Below are 25,118 nucleotides of genomic sequence, written 5' to 3'. Positions count from 1 at the left end.
CGAACCGTACCCACTTCATAACTATTCACGGAGGCGCCAGACCTCCGCTACTCGGTGATGTCTGTAATGTCCGCAACGAAACGCCGCTTGGCCGGAATCGGGCTCGCGATCGGGTACGCGGGGCTGCTCGGCGCCGTGGTGGCGGCACACAACGCGCCAGCCACCGCCTACGAGCTGTCGCTGTACGCCGAAACGCCTGTGGCAGTTTGGGTCGCCTTTGGCGTTGCCGCCGTGGCCGGGCTGTTCATCGCGCTGTCGACACGGCCCGAGAGCCGGATCCACCACGCGAGCCTCGGACTCATCGGTCTGTCAGCTCTTACGCTCACCGCGATGCCGATCCTTCGTGGCTACCGCTTCTACGGCGCCGGCGACTCGCTCACGCATCTCGGCTGGGCTCGCGAGATCGCCGCCGGTTCCCTCCCGGCGACGGATCTCCTGTATCCAGGAATCCACACGTTCACGGTCGCCGTTGCCACGCTGACCGGCGTTCCGCTCGCCCAGGCGATGCTGTACGTGACGCTCGTCGTCTTCCCGCTGGTGTTCCTGGTCACTGTCCCGCTGATCGTGAGGCTGATCGCCGGTACGCCGTGGGCGTACAGCGTCGGGCTCGCCGCCGCGGCGCTGTTCGTCCCGATCAACAACATCAGCGTCCACCCGGTCGCCCACCCCACCAGTCAGGCGATCCTGTTCGTTCCGTTGGCGATTCTGGTCACGCTTGCATACACGTACAGGCTCGATACCGACTCCGTCGTGTCCCCGGTGGACGAGGACACGCCGTCCTCCTCGCGCGCGATCACCGACGGCGGATGGCGGAGCGGCCCGACGGCGACCGGCGTCTTGTTGGTGGTCGTTTCCGGTGCACTCGTGTTGTACCACCCTCAGCAGGCGCTCAACGTCGCGCTGGTGCTGGCGGCGATCGCCGTGGTGCAATCGGTCCTCAGTTGGCTTCGCCCCGGCTCGGCATTTACCGGCCACCGCTGGCTCGGCGTCCAGGCCGTGATCGTCGCTGTGTTGTTCCTCCTGTGGGTGCCACGGTTCGAGCGCGCGGTCGGAACGATACGTTTCACGCTCGGCAGTTTCTTCACCGGCGAGACGGCCGCTGGGACTGTGGTCGCGGCGAAATCCACCTCCCTGACCGCGTTGGGCGGCAGCCTGCTTACGCTGTCGACGAGGCTGTTCCTTGCCGGGGCAGTCCTCTCGCTTATCGCCGCTTTGCTCGTGTTCGCTGTGCTCCTCGGGCGGGTTGAGCGGCGCCTCACCGACACCTCGGTGCGGTATCTGACGGTGGCGCTGGTTCCGCCGTTCCTGGTTTTCCTGCTCGTATTCGCGATCGGTGCCGGCGACATGTACTTGCGGTATCAGGGGTTCATCATGGTGTTTATCACCGTGTTAGGTGCCACCGGGATCTCCCTCGCTGTCGACCGCCTCGACGCGTCGGTCAAACCGGGTACCGGACGGGCGCTCGCGCTCGTGTTGTTGTTGGTGCTGTCTCCCGTCGCTGTGATGGGGTACCATACGTCACCGTACATGTATCAGCCGACTTCCCACGTCACCGAGAGTCAACTCGACGGGTACACGGCCTCGTTCGAGCACCGAGGTGAGGGGATCGAGTTCACGGGATTGCGTGGCGGGCCTGAACGGTACGTCGACTACTACTACGGGTCCCAGCGCGCCCGCACGACACTGGATTTCCCCGGGTACAGCGACAGAATCACGCCAGACGTGTTCAACGGGGGGGCGTACAGGTCGACATACGACGAGCCGCGGTACCTCGGCATCACCCAGGCGGACTACGAGCGCGAGGTCGTCCTCTACGATGAACTCCGCTACTCACAGCAGGGGTTCGAACAGTTGGAGACGACACCGGCGGTCAACCGGATACGGACGAGCTCCGGGTTCTCCTTGTACTACTTCTCGTCCGACTCGGCCGAACCTCCGTCCGACGATGGAGGCACGGACTGAATGGATCTAGCGAAACGACTGAGCCGCGGGATCCAGGCGATCTTCGCGGCCAACCTGGTCACGATGCTGGCGAAAGCCGGCCTCCTCCTGCTGTTGACGCGTGTGCTGTTGACTCCCGAGCAGTACGGCGAGTTGAACTTCGCGCTGTCGGTGCTCGGCGGCCTCGCGATCCTCGCGACGCTGGGGCTTCCGAAGTCGGCGGCCCGATACGTCACGGAGTTCGCCGAGCAGCGGCCGGGGATGGTGCCGCACGTCATCGTCAGGTCGCTCGGGTTCCTCCTGTTTTTCACACTGCTCATCGCTGGGGGAACTGCCCTCTTCGGCAATGAGGTCGCCACGCGGTTCGGCGTCCCCTCGCTCGTGCCGGTGCTCGGGGTCGGCGCGCTGTTCATCGCCGCCACCGCGTTGTCGGCGTACACTCGGCAGCTGTTCCAGGCGTTCAACAGCGTCGAGTGGAGCGGCGTCGTCGGAGTTATCTCGGGGGTCTCCCGGCTACTGTTCGTCACGCTGTTCGTCTGGCTAGGGTACGGCGTGGCAGGCGCGCTGTTCGGCTACGTCGCAGGACTGGCGTTAGGCGTTCTCATCGGAGGCGTCGTCCTCTACCGGCGCTTCTACTCGACGTACGAACCCGACGTCGACCCGGACGCGTCCGTCTCCCGTCGGATCCTAGAGTACAGCGTGCCGCTCACGGCGACCCGGAGCGCGAACGTCATCGACAAGAAGGTCGACACCGTGCTCGTCGGCGTCCTCGTCGACATGACCGCCGTCGGATTCTATACGATCGGGAAGGCCATCTCCGATTTCGTGTCGATGCCGGCGTCCTCGCTCGGGTACACGATCTCGCCGGCCCTGAGCGAACAACGGTCCAAAGGGAGCGAGGCCAGGGCTGCACGGATCTACCAGACGACGCTCCGATACGTCCTCCTGGCGTACATCCCCGCCGTTGCTGGGTTGATCCTCGTGGCCGAACCGATGGTCCGATACGTATTCGGCTCCGGATACGACGGCGCCGCCCCGGTCGTCCAAGTCTTCGGCCTGTTCATCCTCGTCAACGCGATCAACAAGGTGACCAGCGACGGACTGGATTACCTCGGGCGAGCACGCTCTCGGGCGATCGTGAAGACGGTCATGGCACTTGGCAACGTCGTGCTCAATCTGATCCTCATCCCACTCATGGGCGTGGTCGGCGCCGCGGTCGCCACCGTGATCACGTTCAGCTTCTACACGTTCGCCAACGTATACATCATCCATCAGGAACTCCCGCTGAACCCCCGCGATCTCGTCGGCGTCTCCGGGGCCGCGGTTGCGGTCACCATCGTCATGTCCATCGTCGTCTGGCTGACGCTCCCCTACGTGTCCGGGGTCCCGACGCTGATCGGGGCCGTCGTACTCGGGGCGGCGACGTGGGCCGTGTTATCTATCGCCGGTGGCCTGCTCGACCCGAACGAGGTCACCCGGCTGATCGGTTGACATCCTCCCCGCGCCAAAGCCCGAGGATTCCCGACCGCCGTTGGGATAATAACCGCGGTCAGCGACGAGTTTGCCTCCGGGTTGTTTGCCGCTCTATAACAAACCCGGCCGCTGGGTACCCACAATCCATGGATACTGTCAACGGCAGGGAGACGGAGACGGCGGCGATCGACGCCGACATCACCGGACGCACGGTGCTGGTCACCGGGGGTGCCGGGTTCGTGGGAAGCCATCTCGCACGAGCGCTCGTCCGCGACAACGAGGTCCGCGTGCTCGACGACTGTTCGACCGGCCAGCCGGGCAACGTTCCGGCGGATGCGACGCTGTACGAGGGCGATCTCCTCGACGAGGGGCTGTTGCAGGACGCGATCGACGGCGTCGACCTCGTGTTCCACGAGGCCGGGCTGGTCAGCGTCCCGAAGTCGGTCGAGCGCCCGGTTGAGAGCAATCGGGTGAACGTCGCCGGCACGCTCGCGGTCCTCGAAGCCGCACGCGCCGTCGACGCGCGGGTCGTACTCGCCTCCAGCGTCGCCATCTACGGCGACCCGGAGACGGTCCCGGTCGACGAGTCGCACCCGACCCGTCCGACCTCCCCGTATGCGACCGACAAGCTCGCGATCGACCACTACGCACGCGTGTATCACGAACGATACGGGCTGGAGACGGTTTCGCTCCGGTACTTCAACGTGTACGGCCCCGGCCAGTCGACGGGCAGCTACGCGGGCGTCGTGAGCACGTTCCTCGAACAGGCGCGCTCGGGCCAGCCGATCACCGTCGAGGGTGACGGCTCCCAGACGCGTGATTTCGTCCACGTCGCCGACGTGGTCCGGGCGAACCTCGCGGCCGCAACGACCGAACACGTCGGCGAGGCGTTCAACATCGGCACCGGCGACAGCGTCACGATCCGGGAACTCGCGGAGCTGATCGCCGACGTGACCGGCGCCACTGCAGGGATCAACCACGTCGACCCCCGACCGGGCGACGTGGAACGTAGCCGTGCGGACATCTCGAAGGCACGTCGGCTGCTCGGCTTCGAGCCGAGCGTCGACCTTCACACCGGGATCGCCGAGTTAGCCAGCCGACAGCGGCTCGCGCGATAACGCGTCGTCGGCTCTCGCTCACATCGTCACGTGACGCTGTCGAACCGAAGATAGCTGATATCCGGGTGATCGTCGTACGCGTGAGTCCACGCTTCGCCGCGGACGTACGCGTCACGTACACGTTGCCAGTCCGCGTGGCGCTTGAGGACCCGAACCGGAACCGCCCCCGTGTCGAGTAGTTTGAGGATCGACAGTCGATTGCGGCCGTCCGCGAACAGGATCTCGCCGTCGTCGGCGATGTGGACGGCGATCTCGTCTTTCATGCGCTCGGTGAGCAGTCGAGACTCCCTGCCGAGGTCGATGGGGTCAGGTTCCTCCTCGAGTAACTCCGCTTGCGTCCGATACCCGTCGGTCTCGATGCGCTCGTACAGCTTGTCGACTCCCGCACACCGTTCGCGGAAGTCCGCCTCGCTGTGGCAGTTCCACAACACAGATCCGGCTTCGATCTCGTCGACGACCCGCCGGTAGAACGACGTATCTGCCCAGTCGACCCCGTCGCGGAAGTGCGCACGATAGGCTTGGTACACATCGAGGTCGGTGAACTTGCACTGAGGGGTAGCCCAGTCGCCGTCTTCGACGACCGCTGCTTGGACGTACTTCGACCGATTGAATTGCCTGACGGAGGTGATCGCCGCCGGGTCGACGTCGATCAGCCGGTACGGCTCGGGCGGTGCAGCGTACCGGACGGAGTTAGCGACCGTCCGAAGTCGGACGACCGCCCTCGCGTAGCGATCTCTCGCGAACAACAGTGGCAGTTGCAGCGACCGAACGCGTCGAAACAGCGCGGTACCGACTGATCGAACCACCTCTCCCGCTGAACTCTCGGATAACGCGTCGAACACACCGCTCGTGTCCGTCTCCGTCACTTGACTGGCGGCCAGATCCCCCTCGCTTGCTCCGTTCTCGTCTCTCGCCGCGCCCCGTCTTCGTCTGTCCTCCGAGAACTCCAGGCGGGCCACGTCTTCACTCGTATCCTCCCGCCGTGGCTGTGTCTCGTCGTTATCCACTGTCCTCGACGTCGACCCAGATGTACAGGTGTTCGTCCGCGGTGGTGCGTGACGGGAACTCCGGCGCCGCTTCCTCGTACACGAACACGCTCAGTCGGAGGTCGCTACCGAGCATCGACGGCACCAACGACAGCGTTCGGGTCGCCGTCTCGTCGTCCGCGAGGCTCACGTTCCCCCGTTCGAGAGCGTCCCGCTCGAGCACCGTCATCTCGGTGCCGTCCGCCGACGAAGACACGCGATCCAAGACGACGACGTACTCGTACGCCGTTGGGCGACCGAGGTCGTTCTCGATCGACAACACCAGCTCGAGTGGTTCGTCGTTCGCGACGGCGTCGGGATACCCCGCGGCGACCGGCCCGTCTTCGCTCGGTGTCAACAGCGCGACCTCTGTGTAGGACTCTCCGTCCGGAGGGGCGGCGAGTCCCACCGACATCCCTGCCAGCGCGAGTACCACCAGCACGCCGAGCACGACGGCCCCGAACTTGTCGACTCGCGTTGCTCGTGGTGACCCGGCGAACGTCCGCAATTCACGCAGCCACCGGTCGACCGGGAGCCCGTAGCGATTCTCCTCCGGGAGTGCGAGCCGCCGAGCCGCGCCGAGCGCCGACGCCAGAACGACGAACCCCACCAGCGTCACGGAGACAGTCGTTCGTGTCGGTTGGTACCCGAGCGCAGCCAGCAGAACCACGAGAATGGGGAGAACGGCGACACTGAGTCCAACGGATAGCGAGGCTCGCTCGAACCACCCGATCGTTACGCTACCGAGCGGCGGGTCGGACACGGCGTCTCCGCTCGAGTTAGCCGATCCCGGAACCAAGACCGACAGCAGCGCATACCCCGGAAGAAACAACACGAGAGGCCCGGCCAGGACGACCATTGCGGGCCCTCGTATCGACCCCGTAAGAGCGACGGCACCGACGAGAACGGCGTAGATGGCGCTGAGAACCACGTCGACCGGGATCCGGTTGCGGTCGCCCTTCCCGCCGCGCCGGCCACCACCGCTGTCACTCATCCCTCCACACCTCGCCGAACGTGACCCGTGACGGATGGATCGATCCCATGGAGTCGATTTGTTCCGTTCCGTGGATTGTTATGTAGTCGTTAGTCGCGAGACGTGACGCTGTCGCGAGTGTTCCGAGGACACGACCGAGACGCGTCCCGCGGCCTCGCGTTGGGTGCCTTCGTCGGCAGCCTCTTACGGCAGTAGGTAACACGTATCACTGCCCGTCTGAGTCGGTAGTCCACTCCCGGATCCATCTGGCCCCGGGAGCGCCATCTCGGATCCACAGTGTCGCGGTTCCGAGCAGGAGAACGAGATCCAGTACCAGATACGTCGCTCCCGCAGGCGTCGAGAGGTATCCGAGATAGGCAGCGAACAGCTCGGACACGTACGTGAACGGTGGCGGTGTGGGGTCGTTCACAGCGGGCACCAGCGGCCACAGTAGGAACTCGACGCTAAGCGTGTCCTTAACCAGCAGTGGATACGCCACGTCGCCGAGGAGGTGTGAGACGTACCCGATGGCGACCGCGGGGGTGAGACCGACCGGGCCGACGCGCCGTTGGACGGCGCCAGTGATCGCGACGACGCCCACGGCCGTGAATGCCGAGTGACCGAGCGACCGGCCGGACGGGAAGACGGCGAGCCACCACGACAACGGCTTGTCGATCACGTCGGGCACGACCGCGGCTACTACTACCACGAGGGCGGTCGTTGCGGACGGCTGGCGCCCTCGAACGTGGGCGTATCCCGAGTACGCGAGGTACGCGATCGCCATGTGATCCCAGGGCCACACGGGTCACTCCCCCCGATCGTCGAGTCGTGCGGTACGCGTCCGTTCACACCGCCCCAATCCGTCGCTGTCGCTCCCTCCCCGTCGGCCACTGTGCATCGAGTGGTGTGCCGATGACCCGGTACACGCTTTGTTACGACCCCGATACTGGACAGTGCCGGCGCTGGAACCGCCGATCGGGTCCGTTCTTGCCCACCTCGATGGCGGGCTGGTAATGGAAGCTTGTCGGTTACAATAGGAGTCTACCGCCTGGGTACGTCATGGATATGAGACCAGACTGGCGGAGTGAGACCCGACGGCGCGTCGTTATCGCGCTCGTCACGGCGATGGTCGTCGCGACGGCGATGCCGGCGGCAGCAGTGGCGACGACGCAGGCGTCCGGGACGATCAACGCGGGACCGGACGGCGTCACCTATCTCGACCACTGTGCCACCCTCGATGACGCCGGCACGTACGTCCTCGATCGCGACGTGCGGTCGACCGACGGGGACTGCTTCACGGTGACGGCCGACGACGTGCGGTTGTTGGGTGCGGGCCACGCGGTGGTCGGCGAGAACGCAACCGGCTCGGCGATCGTCGTCGACGGCGCGACCGGCGTCCACGTCGAGGGCTTCGACGCGGTCGACTGGTGGCGCGGCGTCACGGTCGTCGACGCCGCGGACGTGACCGTCGAGGGCGTGGCCGTCGAGAACGCGAGCGCCGACGGCGTCCGGATCCGCGACTCCGCGAGCGTCACCGTCGCCAACGGGAGCGTCGTCGCGTCCGGCGGCCACGCGATCGCCGTGCTCGAAAGCGAGACCACGACCGTCGAGCGGATGCGCCTCGTGAACAACACCGGCGACGGCGTGTCGGTTCGGCGGTCGGAGACGACGACGGTCCGCGAGAGCGCCATCGTGAACAACGGCGGGATGGGCGTCGCCGTCGCGGACGACTCCGACCCGATCGAGCGCACTCCGGACGTTCCCTCCTGGCTGCTGCCGCTGCTCGGCGGCGGCGGGTACGACGGCCTCGGCGGGCTGTTCGCCCCGACGGATGCCGCCCCCGACCGGGCGTCGGTCGTCGTCGCCGACAACCGGATCGCGGCCAACCGCTACGAGGGGGTGTTCGTCCGTGGACAGAACGGGAGCCGGATCTCTGGTAACGTCGTCTCCGGCGCGACCGACGGGATCCGCCTCCTCAACGCCTCCGACGGGACCGTCGTCGGGAACAACGTCTCCGGCAGCACCGACGACGGCATCGCGCTCGCGTCCACGGGCCAGACGACCGTGGCGGAGAACCGCCTCGTCGACAACGCCAACGACGGCGTCTACGTGTTCGGGTCCGGGAACGTCCTGACGAACAACACGCTCGCGGGCAACGGCGACGACGGCCTCGACCTCGACAGCGGCGTCGACAACAGGGTGATCTCGAACGTCGCGCACGACAACGTCGACGACGGCGTCTTCCTCCGCGAGGCGGACAGCAACGTCGTCGCGCGCAACGTCCTCCGGGACAACGGAGACGACGGCTTCGACATCCGGGGTTCGACCGATAACGACGTCCACAACAACACCGTGTGTCGCAACGCCAACCGCGACATGCAGGTCCGCCTGGGTGTCGAGGGGAACGACGTACGCGACAACTCCTGCTGACGCTTCCGGCCCTCCACTCGCGATTCCGATTTTCGGCTATGTTCCGTCGAGGAGAGAGTCCCGCCGTTAACGGCGGGAGTGAATCCGACAACTCCGACACGAACTACCGTCGATGGAAGGCAGGATATTCAACGGACGGTGTTCAGGTACGGGTCACGAGGCGGACGGAGCGAACGTTGGGTGGTCAACGCTCGAAATCGCCCGCCTCATCGGAGGGCGACTGCCTCGAGGTAGAGTTTCCCGAGCGGGAGGCGACACCCGAGTCCGCGATGACGCTCGGTATCCGACTCCGTCTGTCTGGGCGCTCACGTTCGGATACCGTCTCGATTCTCGATATATTGGGCGCCGATCGGTGCCGTTCAACAGTCTCGATCGAGTGCAACAGGCAGATCTACGGCCGATCGATGGGGCCGACCCGGATCACGTCGCGGTAGACGACCCCGTGATCCAGCTGAACGACGAGCGATTCTGGAGCGGTTGGTCCCGACACGAACCGTTTGCTCCACCTCAGGCTTGCTCCGACGAGAACGCGAGCGCTCACCGAGGTGGTCCGTTCTGAACCCCGCGAGGACCATCCCGTCGATGATGCGGTCGTTCTCGTCGGTCCTGCAGCGTGGCTGCACGCAGCTCTCCACCGACACGACCTCGAGTACGGATACGAGCACCATGGCGATCGGAGTAGCGCCGAACGTGTCTTCCGCGAACTAAAACGCTGAACTAACCAGTTCTCAACCCGTTCAGCCACGCCGACGCGAACGCCGCCGAAAACTGGCTCCAGTCGTTCGCCTTCGCATGGAACCAGTGTATCTGAACGCTACCTGTGGCACAGCCATCGACATCCTTGTTCGACCGCCGGAGCGGGACGGTTTCTACGAGAGAACGCGTGGTGTCGTAGACCGGCAACTATCCCGACTGCGGTACGGGGACCCCCGTCTTTGCACGGGGAGGATGCCACTCCCGGCTCCAGGACGAACGACCCGATCATTGTCGCAAGGGCACCGTGATGGCGACCGACAGGACGGGACCGACCGCCGGCGACACGGTGCGGTCGTCGAAGAGTCGCGTGCTGTCCAGGTACTTCGCCTGCCGAACGCCTCCCCGGCTCGCCGTCACCGGGTACGGCGGCGCCGGCGGGCCAGCAGCGCGGCGGCGCCGGCGATCGCCACCGTCGCCGCGAGCGGCCCGAACCCCGGCGCGTTCGTCAGGGTGCTGCTGCCGGTGGCGGTCCCGTGACCTTCGGTCGCCGTGGTCGTGGGGCGGACGGCGAACGCGACCGTCCGGTCCCCGACACTGGCGTTGTACTCGCCCGCGGCGACGATCCGCCTGGTGAACGTCACCCGTGTGCTCGTGCCAGGCTGGACGGTCACGTTTTCCGTGGCGACGGTCTCGTTGAACAGCCGGAGCGCGACCACCTCCGACCCGGCCGCGCGCCCGTCGTTGCGCACCACCGCCGTGAACCTGATCTCCTCGCCGGCGTCGATCTCGTCGGGGTTCGCGTTCAACTCGGCGACCGAGACGTTCGGCTGCGGCGGCGTCACGTTGATCAGGAACCGCTCGCTCCGGTCGATCTCGACCGAGTACACGTCGGGCTCCTCGAACGTCCAGGTGAACCGGACGGTCCGGCTCTGGTTGGGTTCGAGGGTGAACTGCCGGGAATCGACCTGTTCGCCGTCGACCTCGAACTCGATCGTCTTGGTCCCGGAGCCGTTCCCGACGTTGCTCACCGTCGCCGTCGCGACGAGGGTGTCGCCGGTCACGAGGTCCGTGTCGTTGACCGTCGCCGTCACGTTCGTGTACTCCGGCTCGAGGTCGGCCGCCGGCTCGCTCCCGGCGTCGCCGTCCGAGGTCTCGTCGGAGCTACCCTCGGCGGACCCTCCGGAGCTACCGCCGGCGTTCCCGCCGGGGTCGCCTCCGGAACTCCCGCCCGTGTTGCCGCCGGGGGGCCCACTGGACGACCCGCCCGAGTTACCGCCGGAGGAACCGCCCGAACTGCCGCCACCGGGATCCTCCGGCGCCTCGGTGACGTTCACCGGCAGGTCCGTGCTCGCGATCGCGCTTCCGCCCATCAGCACGCTCAGCGTCACCGTGTACCGCCCCGATTCGGCGTAGGCGTGTTCGACGGACCGCCCGTCAGCAGTCGTTCCGTCGCCGAACTCCCATCTGAACCCGACGGAGGAGCCGTCCCCGACGCCCGCGTCCGCGTCGAACGCGACCGACCGCTCCGCCTCGACCTCGGTCGCGTCGGCATCGATGGACGGGTTCGGTTCCTCGACGGAGACGCTCGCGCTCGCCGTCAGCGTCTCGCCGGCGTCGCTGGTCACGCGAACCCCCGGCGTGTACGTTCCCGACTCGTTGTACGCGTGTGAGATCGTCGGCGACGCGCTCGCGCTCGTCTCGAACTCGCCGTCGCCGTCGAGGTCCCACTCGTAGGTGACGTTCGACCCGCCGACGGCGCTCCCGCCGGCGTCGAGCGTGACCGACTCACCGACGACGACCGATTCGGGCACCGTGAGGGCCGCCTGGGCCTCGACCGCGACGCTCGCGGTCGCCTCGTCCGTGATGTTCTCCCCGTCGCTCACGACGACGCGCGGGGTGTAGCTTCCCGTCTCGTTGTACGCGTGTGCCAGCGTCGGCTCGGTGGTGTTCGCGTCGACATCTCCGTCGCCGTCGGGGTCCCAGCGGTAGATCGCGTCGTCTCCGTCTATCGTCGACTCGCTCGCGTCGAGGGTGACGGGTCGCGTCACCAGCGACTCCGCGGGTGCCGACAACGACGCGGTGACGCCCACGCGCACGGTGGTCGTCGCGGTACCCGTCTGTCCCTGCTCGTCGACGGCGGTGACGGTCGCGTCGACGGTCCCGGCGTCCTCGTAGGCGAACGAATACGTCGGCTCGGTCGTGTTCGCGTCGACCGTTCCGTCCCCGTCGATGTCCCACTCGTAGCGGACGACCCCTCGGTCGTCGGTCGACTCGCTCGCATCGAGGGTGAGGTCCTCGCCGACCGCGACGTCCTCCGGTCCCGTCAGCGACGCGCTCGGCGGCCGGTCGGGCGTCACGTCGACCGTCACGGACGCGCTTCCGGTCTGGTTCGTGTCGTCGACGGCGGTGACGGTCACCTCCCGGTCGCCGGCCGACTCGAAGGCGGTGGTGAGCGTCGGTTCGGTCGTGTTCGCGTCGATCGTGCCGTCGCCGTCGAGATCCCAGTCGTAGCGGACGATCGTCCCGTTGTCCGTCGACTCGCTCGCGTCGAGCGTGAGCGACTGGTTCACCGTGACCGTCGACGGCGACGCCGAAAGCGTCGCGTCCGGGGCGTACGGCTCGCCGACGACGAACGTCGTCTCGGCGGTGTCGCCGTTCCCGTACGTGTCGAACGGCGTCACGCGGACGGTGTGTTCGCGCTCCTCCTCGAACGCGTGACGCACGGTCGGCCCCTCGGTGACGGCGTCGACATCGCCGTCGGCGTCGAAGTCCCACTCGTAGCCCGCGACCGTCCCCGCGGCGCTCGTGCCGCTCGCGTCGAGGGTGACGTTCTCGCCGGCCGGGGCGTCGCTCGGCGCCCGCAGCGACGCGCTCACGTTGGCGTCGACGCAGCCGCCGGCGTGGATGAACACCCGGCGGTCGAGCGCGAGCGAGTGCTCGGCACCGTCGCCGCCGTAGAGCACCCAGTCGGTTATCCGGTTCTCCTCGCTCCCCGAGTACCCCCAGTCTCCCCACGACGGCGCGCGCTCGTTGTACCGTGGGTCGATCACGGTCGTCCCCGACAGCGAGTCGAAGCCGCGGTAGGCGCCGCCATCGGTGCGGTTGTCCGCCCACTTCCAGTCGACCGAGGTCGTCGATGCGCCGATGTCCCACTCGTCGTCCATGAGCGGGTACTCGTCGTCGCGCACCGCCCACGACCCGTCCGGGAGCCCGCTGATCCGGTAGTTCACCGTACTTCCGCCGGCCTCGTCGCCCCGACGACCGTGGACGACCACCATGCTTGTGTCGTCTGGCCCGGCGTAAAACAGGAGGGCGCTCGTCCCTGTTCGCTGGAACCGATCGGTGCCGTACGAGCTGTACGTCGACGCCGCCGGACGCCCCGTGATCGACGGGTACGGGTTCCGATAGTCGTAGAACGCCGTGACGTTCCGTGAGCCGTTCTCGTGTGTCGCCACGGCGTAACACGAGTCCCCCTGCGCGACGGCGAACGTCTGATCGTCGCCGGCGGCCGCCCGCGCGGTGTCCGCGAGCGGCCCCACGGCGGGCGCGGCCACGAGAAGGAGAACGATGACCACCACTCGAGACACCGCCGGTTCGGAGTACGTTCCCATTACACCCCAATTCCCGGCAGATCCGGCTTTGTTATGGATCGGTTTCGCTCCCCCAACCCCCATCTCTGTCGTCGACGATCGGCGGTGCGATCCCCGGTTCACGGTGCAGGGTATGGGTAACAAAATCCGATGCGTCGCTTGCTGTCACCAGCCGGCGGTCACGGTTACCTACACAATGTATCGAGGACAGACGGTCGGGGTTGTCATCCCGGCGTACAACGAGGAACCGTTCGTCCGCGAGACGATCGTGACGGTCCCCGCGTTCGTCGATCGGATCTACGTCGTCGACGACGCCTCCACCGACGACACCTGGACGGAGATCCAGCGCGCGGTCGCGCTGGACCGCGCCCGATCCGACCGACGGGGCCGGTCCGAACGGAACCGAAAGCACGATAGGCACAATAGCTCAGATAGGCAAGAGAGTCGTCCCGAACGACCCGACGGCGCCCGCGGAACCGACGAATCGACGCGAACCGACGGCCCCTTCGACGAGCGGATCGTCGCCATTCGTCACGAGGAGAACAGGGGCGTCGGCGGCGCGATCAAGACCGGCTACCTCCACGCGCGCGACGACGACATCGCCGCGACCGCCGTGATGGGCGGCGACGGACAGATGGACCCGGACGTGCTCGGGACGCTGTTCGACCCGATCGTCGACGGCGAGGCGGACTACGTCAAGGGCAACCGGTTCGTCGGGCGACGCGACCGCGGGGACATGCCGCGGCTCCGGTTCGTCGGGAACGCGATGCTGGGCGCGCTGACGAAGATCGCGAGCGGCTACTGGTCGACCGGCGATCCCCAGAGCGGGTACACGGCCATCTCACGGCGCGCCCTCCACGAGGCCGACATCGAGGGGATGTACGAGTTCTACGGCTACTGCAACGATCTGCTCGTGAAGCTCAACGTGGCCCGGCTGCGGGTCGTCGACCTCCCGAACCCGATCATCTACGGCGACGAGGAGAGTCACATCCGCTACCGGACGTACGTCCCGCGGGTGTCGTGGATGTTGCTTCGCAACTTCCTGTGGCGCTTGCGGACGAACTACCTCGTGTACGACTTCCACCCGCTCGTCGTCGCGTACGGCGTCGGCGCCGGCGCGAGCGCGCTCGGCGCGGTCGGGCTGTTCGCGTCGCTGGCGTCGGTGGCCGGTCTCGTCGGTGCCGGGTCCGCCGCGGCGTCGACTGTCGGCGTCGCCGGGCTGGTCTCCGCGCTGCTGTTCGTCGTCGGCGCGTGCGCGCTCGTCGGGGCGATGGCGATGGACATCAGCGAGAACGACCACCTGGACGACGTGCTGTTTCCCGACCGTGGGGGACCGACCGGGGGACCGGTCGAATCGGGGCCGGACGTCCTCCCGTCGGTCGCCGGGGACACGGAGTCGAACGGGTCTCAGGTGTCGCGGAAGTCGGGTTCGACCATCGAATCCGACGGCGGCCGTCGGACGGGACCGTCCGACGCGGACTCCGAGGCGCCTCCCGGCTCGGACGGGTAGCCGATCGGTACCCCGATAGTCGGGTTGTAACAAACTCGGGCCGTCGCGCGTACCGATCGTATGTTCGGAACGAGCGGTATCAGGGGAACCGTGGGCGAGGAGGTCACCGCGTCGGTCGCGCTCGACGTGGGTCGGGCCGTCGCCTCCGAGGGCGCGAGACGGGTCGTGATCGGTCGCGACCCCCGATCGACCGGGCCCGCGCTCGTCGACGCGGCGACCGCCGGGCTGCGCGAGTGCGGCGCCGACGCCGTCTCGCTGGGTGAGGTACCGACGCCGACGGTCGCGCGGGCCGTCGAGTGGTACGGCGCCGACGCGGGGATCGCCGTCACCGCCTCGCACAACCCCGCCTCCGACAACGGCCTGAAGCTGTGGACCGACGACGGCGCCGCCTACGTCGGCACCGCACAGGACGCCGTCGCCGAGCGGATCCGCGAGAACGCGTTCGACCTCGTCGGCTGGAACGAGTACGGTAGCCGCATGCGGAGCCGACGCGCGCGCTCGCGCCACGTCGACGCCGTCGTGGACGCTGTCGACGGAGATATCGGGCTCGACGTGGTCCTCGACGTGGGCAACGGCAGCGGCCGGATCACCGCGACGATCCTCCGGGATCTCGGCTGTACCGTCCGGACGCTCGCGGCCGAACCCGACGGCTCGTTCCCGAGCCGACCCAGCGAGCCGACCGCGGACAACTGCGGGACGCTGCGGGAGGTCGTCGCCGCGACCGACGCCGACCTCGGGATCGCCCACGACGGCGACGCCGACCGGATGCGCGCGGCGACAGGGTCGGGGGAGTTCCCCTCCGGCGACGTACTCCTGGCGCTGTTCGCGCGCGACATCGCCGCCGCCGGCGACCGCGTCGCCGTCCCGATCGACACCAGCATCGCCGTCGACACGACGCTGGAGGCGATCGGCGCCTCGACGGTCCACACGCGGGTCGGCGACGGCTACGTCGCCGAGCGGACCCGCGAGACCGACGTAGTCTTCGGCGGCGAGCCCAGCGGGGCGTGGATCTGGCCGGAGCTGGCCCGCTGTCCGGACGGCCCGCTCGCCGCGGCGAAGCTGGCCGAGCTGGTCGCGCGACGGGGGCCGCTCGACGACCTGGCGGCCCAAGTCGAGACCGTCCCCCTGCGCCGCGCGAACATCGAGACCGACGCGAAACACGATCTCGTCGCGCACGTCGCCGACCGCGTCGCCGACCGGTACGCGAACGTCTCCACCGTCGACGGCGTCCGCGTCGACGTCGACGCCGGCTGGTTCCTCGTGCGCGCCAGCGGGACGCAGCCGCTCGTGCGCGTCACCGCCGAGGCCGGCATCGAATCCGAGATGGAGTCGCTGTTCGAGACGGCGACCGACCTCGTCAGGGAGGCGAAGCGGGCCGTCGCCGCCCCGGCGTCTGATTGAACTGCGGCTCGCTCACTCCTCGGACGGTGAACTGACGGTCCCCGACTGACGCCCCTTCCCCTCACACACACTTTCTCACTGTCTCGAACTCTCGGTCTTCTTTCCCCTCTCATCTCCCCTCCCGGCCGATCATCCTCAATAGTCCTGAACACGTTCGGGGGACACTCCCGACGTCCGCCACCGGTACACGACCACCTAACCGGCGCGAGCTCTCGTTGTCTGCCCATAACAAGGGACGCCCCATTCCTGCCTTCGGTCGTCATGCACGCAGTGATACTGGCGGCCGGGCGCGGCACCCGAATGCGGCCGCTCTCGCGGATCACGCCGAAGCCGATGCTTCCCGTCGGGGACCGCCCGCTCGTCGCACACGTCGCGGACGCGGCCGTCGCCGGCGGCGCCGACGACCTTATCTTCGTCGTCGGGGACGGCGACGGACACCTGCGAGAGTACTTCGGCGACAGCTACCGGGGCGTTCCGGTGACGTACGCCGTGCAGGATCCGCCGGCGGGCACCGCCGACGCAGTTCGCTGTGCGACGCCGTACATCGACGGCCGCTTCGCCGTCCTCAACGGCGACAACCTGTTCGAGGCCGAGGCGATCGCCCGCCTGTTCGATCACGACGCCGCGGTGTTGGCCCACCGCGTCGACGACCCGCGCGAGTACGGCGTCCTCTCGACGGACGGGTCGCGCGTCACGGGCATCGTCGAGAAGCCCGACGACCCCCCGACTGATCTCGCGAACGCGGGCGCGTACGTCTTCCCGGAGTCGATGTGCGACGCTTTCGATGTCCCGCGCAGCAGCCGCGGGGAGTACGAGATCACCGACGCGGTGGAGTCCCTCATCGCCGAGTGCGACGTGGCGGCCGTGACGACTTCCCGGTGGCTGGACGTCGCGCGCCCGGACGACTTCGTCCGGGCGAACGAACTCGTGCTCGCCGAGGGGGTCCCCGTGGAGGACGGCGACCACTGGGGCGACGGCGTGTACGTCGCACCCGGCGCCAGCGTCGCCGACGACGCGACCGTCCACGGCCCCGCGATGATCGGCGCGAACGCCGTGATCGAGGCCGACGCGGTGATCCGCGGTCCGAGCGTCGTCGGCGCGGGCGCGAGCGTCGGCCCTGAGGCGGAGCTGACGCGATCGGTGCTGTTCCCGGGCGCGCGGGTCGGGTCCCGCGTCATCCTCCACGGGGTCGTCCTCGGACCCAGGTGTGACCTCTCCACGGGCGCGTGCGTCTCCGGGACGCACCAGTCCGGCGAGACCACGTCGGTCGTTGCCACGCACAGCCCACTGGAGTCGGCACTCGGCTACTGAGGACTCGTCGTTCGCCGGTTTTCCGTCCCGTTTCGCGCGGCTCATGCGGTTTGACCGTCGGTCGTACCGGTCCAGTCGCTCACCGGGTAGTGTCCGCTCAGTCGATCCCTCACCAGCGCCGCCGCTCGTCGGGATAGCGTCCGTGGGAGAACGGTCCGGCCTCGCGGTCGAGTCGTCGGCCCCCAGGCGACTACTCGCGTTCCGGTTTCGAGGTTACTCGCTCGTCAACGATCGACGACCGAGATAGAGCACGGCCGTCAGGAACCCGAACATCAACGCGCTCGCCAGGAGGTGATGCCCCATGAACTGCGCGACGCCGAAGAGCGCGCCGACGCCGACCGTCGCCGCGCCGTACGGTCGCGGATCGACGGATTCGGACTCGGATCCCTCGTCCTCGTCGTCCTCGTCGACCAGATACTCGTACAGCGGCCCGGCCTCCGGTTCGAGTTCGACCCGACCCCGGCTCTGGTTGAAGTCGATGACCCCCGCATCGTCCATCTTCGGGAGGTGACACTGGTACAGCCCGATGTACACGCGCTTGCGCTGTTGGGCGCCGAGCGCCTGCACGTCGCAGTCGTTCTCGATCGCGGCGATGTGTTCGGCGAGCTCGCCGATCGTCGACTCGCCGTCGACCGATCTGAGGTGACTCAACACGAGTCGCCGGCGTTGGTTCTTCAGGATCTCGAAGGTCAGATCCAGCGGTAACGGGTCCGGCTCGGTTTCTCGTTCGTCGTCGTCATCGGCATCGATCTCGTGTTCCGGTTCGATCTCTGGCTGCGTCGTCGACTCAGCGGTCATCGTCGGCTCCTCCGTCGTCGTTGTCGCGTGGGTTGTGTTGACCATTTTCGTGGTTTGGCTCGGTTCCGTCTGCGTGTCGATTCCGCTCGAGTTCGTCCGCGGCTGCGATCCCAGATCGCATGGTTACGGATCCTCCGTCGTGACGTCCCTGCGGACGACTTCCCCGGGTGCCGTCGTCGCGTTCGCCCCGACGACGGTCCCCACGTTGAGGCGGGTTCCGATCCCCAGCTTCGCTCCCTCGCCGATCACCGCGCCGAACTTCCGTCTCCCGGTTCGAACGCGGCGATCGGCGTGCGTCAGCGTCACCTGCTCGCCGTCGTGACGAAGGTTCGCCACGAGCGAGCCGGCGCCCACGTTCGCGCGCGGGCCGACGACGCTGTCGCCCACGTAGCTCTGGTGGGGAACGTTCGCGTCGTTCATGATGACGCTGTTTTTGAGTTCCACGCCTGCCCCTATCTTTGTGTCATTTGAAATAAAACTGTTTGCCCTCACATAACAGTTCGGTCCGACCGTCGCGCCGGGCATCACGAGGGCCGGCCCCTCGATGACGGCCCCCGAGCGCACGGTCGCGCCCTCGCAGACGGCGATCGGTCCGGTGAGTTCCGCATCGGGGTGGATCTCGCCGGAGCGATCCGGTTCGATCCCCGCGAACCCGGCCGAGCCGGTCGTTCCCGCGAGCATCCACTCGGTCGCGTCGAGGTACTCCCACGGGCGGCGCACGTCGGCGACGTGCTCGTGTTCGATCGGGTCGATGGCCGCGTCGGTCGCGAGCTCCCGTGCGACCTCGACCGCCGCCGTCGGCGGGCGACCCTCGAACGCGTCCGTAGGTACCAGAAGCGGACGGACTTCCGGGCCGTCGAGCGGCGGTAGCGGTTCCCCGGGGCGCCGGAGGTAGGCGGCGTTCCGGCGCCCGAGCGCGTCGAGCGCGCCCGGGGAGACGATAGCGGTCGCGGGCAGCCGGACCACGCGGTCGTGCGCGGTCGGCGGATCCGCCCGTTCAGTCGTCACTATCTCCGGGTACCGGTCGAGTAGCCGCCGCTGGACGGTCGGTTCGACGCCCGTAACGAGGAGTTCGTCGACGCCGGCACGAACCATCGAGTCGGCGACGCGGACGGCCACCGGCGTTCCGGCGACCGACACCTGCGCTGCGGATGTCGACGGCGCGTACGCGGTTCCGATCTCCCCTCCCGACGCAAGTACCCCGAGCATACCCGGCTGTTACTGTCGGACCTACTTGTATTGTTATAGAGATTATATGTGCGGTTAGGTACCAGCCCACTGCCCATTTCGATCACTCGCTCGTTCCTCGCCGGATCCGGTCCCGAACGAGATCGGTCGTATTTCGGCGTTAGAGACGCGCAACCGCCGCTATTTGGACGTAACAGCCTAATAACAATGCCCGACTGCCGGGATTGGCGCATGTTACCCCGGACGCTATCCGTTCGGCCTGACCATGATCTGTACACGCCACCGCGCCGGACTGACGGCACGACGCCAGGAGGAACACGCGCCGAGTAATCACGGGAATACCGGAGTACGTCGCCGGGGAGCGGGCGATCGCTGATGTGCGGGATTACCGCCTGCGTCGGCGACGACGATGTCGTCGATACCGTGCTTACCGGGCTGAAGAACCTCGAATACCGAGGTTACGACTCCGCCGGGATCGCCACGCTCAACGGCGCCGGCGTTCGCGTCCACAAGCGCGAGGGCGGCATCGACGAGCTTGTCGCGGAGGTCGACGGCGTCGACCTCCGCGGGGAGTTCGGCGTCGGCCACACACGGTGGAGCACGCACGGAGCGCCGACCGACGAGAACGCTCACCCGCACACCGACTGTACCGCATCCGTCGCGGTCGTGCACAACGGGATCATCGAGAACTACGCCGAGCTCCGCGGCGAACTCTCGGCGGCCGGACACCTGTTCACCAGCGAGACCGACACGGAGGTGATCCCCCATCTCATCGAGAGCGAGTTGGCCGCTGGCAAGCCCCCCGAGGCGGCGTTTCGGGCAGCTGTCGACCGCCTGGAGGGGAGCTACGCCATCGCGGCCCTGATCGACGGGACCGAGGCGATCTTCGCGACCCGGCAGGGTTCGCCCCTGGTGCTCGGCGTCGACGACGGGCGTCGATTCCTCGCCAGCGACGTGCCGTCGTTCATCGAGTTCACGTCACGCGTGGTGTATCTCCACGACGGCGACGTCGTCCGGCTCACCCCCGGCGAACACTCGATCACCGACGTGGACGGCGACCCCGTCTCCCGGCCGATAGACACCGTCGATTGGGGGTCGGAGGACGCCGAGCGCGGCGGCTACGACCACTACATGCTCAAGGAGATCAACGAGCAGCCGGAGGCGCTGGAGCGAACGATCAACGGCCGGATCACCGACGACGGTCGCGTCGACCTCGAGGAGTTCCCGGCGGGAGCCTTCGACGGCGTTTCGGAAGTCCACTTCCTCTCGTGTGGAACCTCACATCACGCCTCGATGTACGCACAACAGCTCCTCCGGGACCGCGGCATCCCCGCGCACGCGTTCACGGCAGGGGAGTACGCCACGACGCCGGCGCCGGTCTCGGAGGACACGCTCGTCATCGCAGTCACCCAAAGCGGCGAGACGGCTGACACGCTCGCGTCGTTGCGGAGCGCGAACGCGCGCGGGGCGCGGACGCTCGCGGTGACGAACGTCGTCGGATCGACGGCCGCCCGCGAGGCAGACGAGGCGCTGTTCATCCGGGCGGGCCCGGAGATCGGCGTCGCCGCGACCAAGACGTTCTCCTCGCAGGTCGCCACGCTGGCGCTCGTCATCGAGCGGCTCGTGGCCGACGTCACGGGAACACCGAGCGAGGACAGCGAGGCGGTCCTGTCGGCGTTGCAGGAGCTCCCGGACCTGGTCAATCGGGTGATCCGGGACTCGACGGCGTCGTCGCTGGCGAACAGGTACGCCGGCAGCGACGGGCACTTCTTCATCGGCCGCGGCGTCGCGTACCCGGTCGCGCGTGAGGGGGCGCTGAAGCTCAAAGAGATCTCCTACGAGCACGCCGAGGGGTTCTCCGCGGGCGAGCTGAAACACGGCCCGCTCGCACTGGTGACATCGGAGACGCCCGTCGTCGCGGTGTTCTCCGGAAAACACGACAGGAAGACGCTCAACAACGTCGAGGAGGTCCGCTCGCGCGGTGCGCCGGTGATCGGCGTCGCCCCCGAGTCGGCCGACAACGTCGCCGCCGCCGTCGACGAGTTCCTGGCCGTCCCGGAGACACATCCGGACGTCGCGGGAATCCTCGCGAACGTCCAGCTGCAACTCGTCTCGTACTACGTGGCGAACGTCCTGAATCGGTCGATCGACAAACCCCGCAATCTGGCAAAGAGTGTGACGGTAGAGTGACGGGAGGAGACCGCGGATGTCCGAACACGGTACGTATCGACCCCCGCGAGCGACGACGAACGCGATCGCAGCCCCCGACCGCCGTCGGGCGCGTTCCGTCGCGGCTCCCCGGCGCCGACAGCCCGGGCGGGCCGAGGTGGTGAACCGCGGAGACCCCCGAGTAGATGTCGAGCACAAACACAGACGCACTCAGCAGGGACGAGGTCTACGACATCCTGAGCAACGGCAGGCGCCGGTTCGTCATCTACTTGCTCCGGGAGGAGGGGGAGCCGATTCCGCTCAGCGAGCTTTCCGACCGCGTCGCGGCCTGGGAGAACGATCTCCCCGTGGAGGAGCTGACCGACCAGCAGATCAAGCGGGTGTACGTCTCGCTGTACCAGACGCACATCCCGAAGCTCGAGGAGTCGGGTATCGTCGAGTACGACAAGGAGTCGGGGTTGGTGTCGCTCACCTCGAACGTCTCCTCGCTCGACGCCTATCTCCCGGAGGAAGACCGGCGCGAGATCCCGTGGCAGGCGATCTACCTGGGGCTCGCCGTCGTCGGTCTCGTGGTCTACGGCGTCGCGACCATGGCCGCCGGAACGATCCCACAGACGACACTCAACGTCGTCGGCCTGCTCGTGTTCGCGGCGTTCGGCGCCGTCGTCGCCGCACAGTACCTGTATGAACGCTCCCGCGGATAACCACCATCAAACCGTGAATACACACGCTCCCGCCGCCGTCCGTTCGACGACGGCCGCACTCGCGTCGAAGACCGCCCCCGAAGTATCGCACACGGGTGATCGCCCGTGACCACCGACTGGGACGTCATCGGCTACGTCATCAGCTCCGACCACCGTGTGGTCGTCCTGGGACGCCTCGCGGAGGGTCCGGCGACGCCGACGCGGATCGCCGAGGACGTGGAGCTGTCCGTGTCGCACGTCTCCCGGGCGCTCGGGTCGCTGCGAGAGAAGGGGCTCGTCGAGCTGCTCGTCCCGGAGGAGCGCCGAAAGGGGCGCGTCTACGGCATCACCTCCGCCGGGGAGGAGGTGTGGGCCGACATCAGTACGAAGGACCTCGCGGAGTGACCGCGCGCTCGCGGCTCGGGTAAAAACGGGGGAGGAGAGGAGCAGGTGTTGGATGCCAGGGGAATGGGAATGGGGCCGTGCTGTGTCTCCCCCGAGCATGTGTATTTCCTCCGGCGGCTTTGTTAGTCGGACGTATCGCGAGGACCGACAGAATTCACGCCGATCTTACCGGACGGCGTACGGGTCGGATAGACGGCCTCACAGACCCATTCACGGTGGGAACGCGACGGCCAGAATGACCACGACGTTGTGCGCCGCGATCGCGAGGTTGCATGCGCAGCCGACCCAGTAACAGATGAGCCGTCCGGTTCGGGCGGACGATCCGCCGTCGCCCCGGGCATGGCCGGTCGCCAGCCCGAACCCTCCCTCGACGAGGAGGACCGTGAGACCGACCGTGAGCAGTCCGACCGCGAGCAGCCCGGGCACGACGCCCCACTGGACGATCGCCGCCGCCGCGATCGGGTTGCGCTCGCCGATCGCCGGAGACACACCGAGGCCGATCACCGTCGTGCCGAGGTCGAGGGATTTCGTTACGGTCAGTCCCAGCACGCCGGCCGTCGTGACCGCCCCGACGCTGCGGTCGGTCTCGACGATCGCGTCCGCATCCTTCACCCCCGGTGCGACCTGATCGCCCCGGCCGGTTCGGCGCATTCGTTCCGAACTACGCGACCGTGGCCGTTCGTTATGAGGCCTGTTCGTGGTCCCGCCACGACCGAACCGGTTCCCAGGGTCCGTCAGAGGCGGTTGTCGTGTACTAACAAAGGACACCCCGAGCAGTCTACCGCCATGGCGCTCCGTGCTCCCGGCGACGACGCGCTCGGCGCGTGCCCGCTGTGCGGGCGGTCGATTCCGCGCGCAAGCCACCTGATCAGTTACCGGAAGGGCGATTGGCCGCTGCTATTCGCGACCTGTCGGGAGTGCGACGAGGTCGTCCATCCCGAGTGATCGGTCGACCGTCGACCGGCGGCTACAAGGGATGCCGATCGGCGACGCAGCCCGACAGGGGTCGTCCCCGCTATCGGGTGTATAACGATGGGTGGCGTCGTCCTGGAACCGACCGCAATGTCGAAGAAACCCCTCGCGTTCGCGGTCATCGCAGCGATCGTCCTGGTTATTGCTCGCGTCGTCGAGCGACGCACCCGACCGGAGTTGGCCGACGAGTACGGGAGCTGAACGGCCGACGAAAGCCCCGACGCGGCGTCCGGACACGAACGGTATCGACCCGTCGTCCGGAGGATCGGTAGGCGGGTGCTACGACCCGCAGCTCCGATCCCGGCGACATCCGTCCTCGACGAGGCTCAACCATACCACTGGAATCGTTCTCGCGGCCGTGGAACAGACGTGTACCGGCGATCTCGGGTTTCTACCCCCTGTTTAACGACGCGCTACTCTCGGCTACCCTGACTATTACTTTATCCTATATGGTGGTATCACGGTCCGTGCCGAACTGGATCACGGACGAAGAGCAGGAACGGATTCGTAAGTTCGCCGCGACGCCGCGCTACCAGCGCGGACCGCACTTCCTCGAGCCGGAGTCCGAGGAGGACTCCGACGAGCAAGAGGAGGCGCCCACGCGGCGCTAACTACGTGACAGGGGCGGGAACTCGCTACAACGGGAACGGGGCACCCACACGCGGTTGACCGACGCCATCGTCGCTAACCGGTGTGTCTCCGTGACACCGCCCTCCCGAGCGGGCGAATCGATCGACGTGTCGAATCGACCGTCGAACCGGCCAGGGTCGCGGTCGCGTACCAGAGACCGCTTTTTTCGTGTCGTCGTAGAGGACGCCGGCGCGCCATCGATCGGAGACCGTGGTGACGGTCGCCCAGTCGCCGGCGACCGGATCCGCCGTCGTACGGGTCGAAACGACACAATACCGCGATTGTACGGGTGTATAACTAACGGGGCGCTTGGTCGATTCCGTTGTATGTGGCGTGTCACCCAGGTCACGACCCGTCGTCGACCGACACCGGCCCCACGTACCGGCGTTGAGCACGTGCTCCAGCGGGGTGGGCAGTGACCCGTTCGACGGCGTCGGATCCGGCGACCGGCATCGAGACGCCGGTGGTCCACGCGTCGCCCGCGGAGACGGCCCGGCTGTTCGACGCCCTCGATAGCGAGGCGTGCCGCACGGTGGTCCGGGCGCTGGAGGACGGCCCGCTGACCGCGAAGGAGCTCCAGGCGGCCGGAGACATCCCGCTCTCGACGGTGTACCGCTGCGTGAACGAACTGGTCGACACCCCGCTCGTCGAGGAGACGACTCGCGTCAGCGAGGGCGGCCATCACGCCAGCGAGTACTCGCGCCCCGTCGAAACGCTGGTCGTCAGCTTCGGCGCGGAGCCGACGATGCACGCCGTCGACGCGCCCGTTCTCAAGCTGACTCTGTGAGGCGGCTCCCCGCGTCGA

At 67.5% G+C, this 25,118-nt stretch carries 21 protein-coding genes and 1 pseudogene; 15 read left to right on the top strand and 7 right to left on the bottom strand.

All coding sequences use genetic code 11. The annotated features are described in order from the left end of the window. Nucleotides 1-66 precede the first annotated feature (66 nt). The 3 genes from K6T36_RS17365 to K6T36_RS17355 all read left to right on the top strand — a co-directional run bounded on the left by K6T36_RS17365 (nt 67) and on the right by K6T36_RS17355 (nt 4,532). Nucleotides 67-1,962: a hypothetical protein gene (locus tag K6T36_RS17365; protein ID WP_222923713.1), complete on the top strand. Its 1,896-nt coding sequence runs from the start codon at nt 67-69 to the stop codon at nt 1,960-1,962. Next, nucleotides 1,963-3,432 (top strand): flippase, encoded by a 1,470-nt coding sequence (locus tag K6T36_RS17360; RefSeq protein ID WP_222923712.1) that lies wholly within the window; start codon nt 1,963-1,965, stop codon nt 3,430-3,432. It abuts the gene before it with no gap. 128 nt (nt 3,433-3,560) lie between these two features. Continuing rightward, nucleotides 3,561-4,532 (top strand): NAD-dependent epimerase/dehydratase family protein, encoded by a 972-nt coding sequence (locus tag K6T36_RS17355; RefSeq protein ID WP_222923711.1) that lies wholly within the window; start codon nt 3,561-3,563, stop codon nt 4,530-4,532. A 26-nt stretch (nt 4,533-4,558) separates the two neighbouring features. Here K6T36_RS17355 and K6T36_RS17350 read toward each other — a convergent pair whose 3' ends face one another. From K6T36_RS17350 to K6T36_RS17340, 3 genes are all read right to left on the bottom strand, one after another. After that, complete coding sequence (locus tag K6T36_RS17350) at nt 4,559-5,539, bottom strand: hypothetical protein (RefSeq protein ID WP_222923710.1); 981 nt, start codon at nt 5,537-5,539, stop codon at nt 4,559-4,561. After that, complete coding sequence (locus tag K6T36_RS17345; protein WP_222923709.1) at nt 5,532-6,551, bottom strand: DUF1616 domain-containing protein; 1,020 nt, start codon at nt 6,549-6,551, stop codon at nt 5,532-5,534. Before K6T36_RS17345 ends, K6T36_RS17350 begins: the two co-directional genes overlap by 8 nt. Nucleotides 6,552-6,756: 205 nt before the next feature. Continuing rightward, nucleotides 6,757-7,314 carry a metal-dependent hydrolase gene (locus tag K6T36_RS17340; RefSeq protein ID WP_222923708.1) on the bottom strand — a complete coding sequence of 186 codons (558 nt, stop codon included), beginning with the start codon at nt 7,312-7,314 and terminating at the stop codon, nt 6,757-6,759. Nucleotides 7,315-7,589: 275 nt separating this feature from the next. On the opposite strand from K6T36_RS17340, the gene K6T36_RS17335 reads away from it, so the two are divergent. Together K6T36_RS17335 and K6T36_RS17330 are read left to right on the top strand one after the other, a co-directional pair. Further along, on the top strand, nt 7,590-8,960 hold the full coding sequence (locus K6T36_RS17335) for a right-handed parallel beta-helix repeat-containing protein (RefSeq protein ID WP_222923707.1): 1,371 nt from the start codon (nt 7,590-7,592) through the stop codon (nt 8,958-8,960). Between the two features lie 176 nt (nt 8,961-9,136). Further along, nucleotides 9,137-9,771: pseudogene (locus K6T36_RS17330) on the top strand (IS6 family transposase). A gap of 298 nt (nt 9,772-10,069) precedes the next feature. On the opposite strand, the gene K6T36_RS17325 reads toward K6T36_RS17330, so the two are convergent. Further along, nucleotides 10,070-13,267 carry a PKD domain-containing protein gene (locus K6T36_RS17325; RefSeq protein ID WP_222923706.1) on the bottom strand — a complete coding sequence of 1,066 codons (3,198 nt, stop codon included), beginning with the start codon at nt 13,265-13,267 and terminating at the stop codon, nt 10,070-10,072. 175 nt (nt 13,268-13,442) lie between these two features. Here K6T36_RS17325 and K6T36_RS17320 point away from each other — a divergent pair, with 175 nt between their 5' ends. The 3 genes from K6T36_RS17320 (at nt 13,443) to K6T36_RS17310 (ending at nt 17,468) form a co-directional block, all read left to right on the top strand. Continuing rightward, nucleotides 13,443-14,756, top strand: a complete 1,314-nt coding sequence (locus K6T36_RS17320; protein WP_222923705.1) for a glycosyltransferase — start codon at nt 13,443-13,445, stop codon at nt 14,754-14,756. A 60-nt stretch (nt 14,757-14,816) separates the two neighbouring features. Continuing rightward, complete coding sequence (gene glmM / locus K6T36_RS17315) at nt 14,817-16,157, top strand: phosphoglucosamine mutase (protein WP_222923704.1); 1,341 nt, start codon at nt 14,817-14,819, stop codon at nt 16,155-16,157. A 261-nt stretch (nt 16,158-16,418) separates the two neighbouring features. After that, the gene (locus K6T36_RS17310) at nt 16,419-17,468 is read left to right on the top strand and encodes a sugar phosphate nucleotidyltransferase (RefSeq protein WP_222923703.1); all 1,050 of its coding nucleotides are present in this window, start codon (nt 16,419-16,421) and stop codon (nt 17,466-17,468) included. Nucleotides 17,469-17,681: 213 nt separating this feature from the next. Here K6T36_RS17310 and K6T36_RS17305 read toward each other — a convergent pair whose 3' ends face one another. Together K6T36_RS17305 and K6T36_RS17300 are read right to left on the bottom strand one after the other, a co-directional pair. After that, nucleotides 17,682-18,266, bottom strand: a complete 585-nt coding sequence (locus K6T36_RS17305) for a DUF7344 domain-containing protein (protein WP_222923702.1) — start codon at nt 18,264-18,266, stop codon at nt 17,682-17,684. A gap of 123 nt (nt 18,267-18,389) precedes the next feature. Beyond that, nucleotides 18,390-19,475 (bottom strand): glucose-1-phosphate thymidylyltransferase, encoded by a 1,086-nt coding sequence (locus K6T36_RS17300; RefSeq protein WP_222923701.1) that lies wholly within the window; start codon nt 19,473-19,475, stop codon nt 18,390-18,392. Between the two features lie 354 nt (nt 19,476-19,829). Here K6T36_RS17300 and glmS point away from each other — a divergent pair, with 354 nt between their 5' ends. From glmS to K6T36_RS17285, 3 genes are all read left to right on the top strand, one after another. Next, nucleotides 19,830-21,644 carry a glutamine--fructose-6-phosphate transaminase (isomerizing) gene (glmS, locus tag K6T36_RS17295; protein WP_222923700.1) on the top strand — a complete coding sequence of 605 codons (1,815 nt, stop codon included), beginning with the start codon at nt 19,830-19,832 and terminating at the stop codon, nt 21,642-21,644. 164 nt (nt 21,645-21,808) lie between these two features. Then, nucleotides 21,809-22,327: a DUF7344 domain-containing protein gene (locus tag K6T36_RS17290; protein ID WP_222923699.1), complete on the top strand. Its 519-nt coding sequence runs from the start codon at nt 21,809-21,811 to the stop codon at nt 22,325-22,327. Nucleotides 22,328-22,432: 105 nt separating this feature from the next. After that, on the top strand, nt 22,433-22,711 hold the full coding sequence (locus K6T36_RS17285; protein ID WP_222923698.1) for a winged helix-turn-helix domain-containing protein: 279 nt from the start codon (nt 22,433-22,435) through the stop codon (nt 22,709-22,711). 210 nt (nt 22,712-22,921) lie between these two features. On the opposite strand, the gene K6T36_RS17280 is transcribed toward K6T36_RS17285, so the two are convergent. Next, nucleotides 22,922-23,362 carry a hypothetical protein gene (locus K6T36_RS17280; RefSeq protein WP_222923697.1) on the bottom strand — a complete coding sequence of 147 codons (441 nt, stop codon included), beginning with the start codon at nt 23,360-23,362 and terminating at the stop codon, nt 22,922-22,924. 135 nt (nt 23,363-23,497) lie between these two features. Here K6T36_RS17280 and K6T36_RS17275 point away from each other — a divergent pair, with 135 nt between their 5' ends. The 4 genes from K6T36_RS17275 to K6T36_RS17260 all read left to right on the top strand — a co-directional run bounded on the left by K6T36_RS17275 (nt 23,498) and on the right by K6T36_RS17260 (nt 25,100). Next, nucleotides 23,498-23,656 (top strand): DUF7837 family putative zinc-binding protein, encoded by a 159-nt coding sequence (locus K6T36_RS17275; RefSeq protein WP_222923696.1) that lies wholly within the window; start codon nt 23,498-23,500, stop codon nt 23,654-23,656. 87 nt (nt 23,657-23,743) lie between these two features. After that, nucleotides 23,744-23,884, top strand: a complete 141-nt coding sequence (locus K6T36_RS17270; protein ID WP_222923695.1) for a hypothetical protein — start codon at nt 23,744-23,746, stop codon at nt 23,882-23,884. Between the two features lie 266 nt (nt 23,885-24,150). After that, on the top strand, nt 24,151-24,294 hold the full coding sequence (locus K6T36_RS17265) for a hypothetical protein (RefSeq protein ID WP_222923694.1): 144 nt from the start codon (nt 24,151-24,153) through the stop codon (nt 24,292-24,294). A 434-nt stretch (nt 24,295-24,728) separates the two neighbouring features. Then, the gene (locus K6T36_RS17260; RefSeq protein WP_222609471.1) at nt 24,729-25,100 is read left to right on the top strand and encodes a winged helix-turn-helix domain-containing protein; all 372 of its coding nucleotides are present in this window, start codon (nt 24,729-24,731) and stop codon (nt 25,098-25,100) included. The last annotated feature ends 18 nt before the right edge of the window (nt 25,101-25,118 follow it).

The sequence above is a fragment of the Halobaculum roseum genome (genome assembly GCF_019880245.1).
Taxonomy (GTDB): Archaea; Halobacteriota; Halobacteria; order Halobacteriales; family Haloferacaceae; genus Halobaculum; species Halobaculum roseum.
This window is presented reverse-complemented; position numbering and strand designations above follow the sequence as displayed.

What these genes read in the sequence shown, in the direction of transcription:
- K6T36_RS17310 (WP_222923703.1), top strand. Translation starts at nt 16,419, where the DNA reads ATGCACGCAGTGATACTGGCGGCCGGGCGCGGCACCCGAATGCGGCCG.
- K6T36_RS17270 (WP_222923695.1), top strand. Translation starts at nt 23,744, where the DNA reads ATGGGTGGCGTCGTCCTGGAACCGACCGCAATGTCGAAGAAACCCCTC.
- K6T36_RS17355 (WP_222923711.1), top strand. Translation starts at nt 3,561, where the DNA reads ATGGATACTGTCAACGGCAGGGAGACGGAGACGGCGGCGATCGACGCC.
- K6T36_RS17305 (WP_222923702.1), bottom strand. Translation starts at nt 18,266, where the DNA reads ATGACCGCTGAGTCGACGACGCAGCCAGAGATCGAACCGGAACACGAG.
- K6T36_RS17335 (WP_222923707.1), top strand. Translation starts at nt 7,590, where the DNA reads ATGGATATGAGACCAGACTGGCGGAGTGAGACCCGACGGCGCGTCGTT.
- glmS (WP_222923700.1), top strand. Translation starts at nt 19,830, where the DNA reads ATGTGCGGGATTACCGCCTGCGTCGGCGACGACGATGTCGTCGATACC.
- K6T36_RS17320 (WP_222923705.1), top strand. Translation starts at nt 13,443, where the DNA reads ATGTATCGAGGACAGACGGTCGGGGTTGTCATCCCGGCGTACAACGAG.
- K6T36_RS17365 (WP_222923713.1), top strand. Translation starts at nt 67, where the DNA reads ATGTCCGCAACGAAACGCCGCTTGGCCGGAATCGGGCTCGCGATCGGG.
- K6T36_RS17345 (WP_222923709.1), bottom strand. Translation starts at nt 6,551, where the DNA reads ATGAGTGACAGCGGTGGTGGCCGGCGCGGCGGGAAGGGCGACCGCAAC.
- K6T36_RS17360 (WP_222923712.1), top strand. Translation starts at nt 1,963, where the DNA reads ATGGATCTAGCGAAACGACTGAGCCGCGGGATCCAGGCGATCTTCGCG.
- K6T36_RS17340 (WP_222923708.1), bottom strand. Translation starts at nt 7,314, where the DNA reads ATGGCGATCGCGTACCTCGCGTACTCGGGATACGCCCACGTTCGAGGG.
- K6T36_RS17290 (WP_222923699.1), top strand. Translation starts at nt 21,809, where the DNA reads ATGTCGAGCACAAACACAGACGCACTCAGCAGGGACGAGGTCTACGAC.
- glmM (WP_222923704.1), top strand. Translation starts at nt 14,817, where the DNA reads ATGTTCGGAACGAGCGGTATCAGGGGAACCGTGGGCGAGGAGGTCACC.
- K6T36_RS17275 (WP_222923696.1), top strand. Translation starts at nt 23,498, where the DNA reads ATGGCGCTCCGTGCTCCCGGCGACGACGCGCTCGGCGCGTGCCCGCTG.
- K6T36_RS17300 (WP_222923701.1), bottom strand. Translation starts at nt 19,475, where the DNA reads ATGCTCGGGGTACTTGCGTCGGGAGGGGAGATCGGAACCGCGTACGCG.
- K6T36_RS17280 (WP_222923697.1), bottom strand. Translation starts at nt 23,362, where the DNA reads ATGCGCCGAACCGGCCGGGGCGATCAGGTCGCACCGGGGGTGAAGGAT.
- K6T36_RS17325 (WP_222923706.1), bottom strand. Translation starts at nt 13,267, where the DNA reads ATGGGAACGTACTCCGAACCGGCGGTGTCTCGAGTGGTGGTCATCGTT.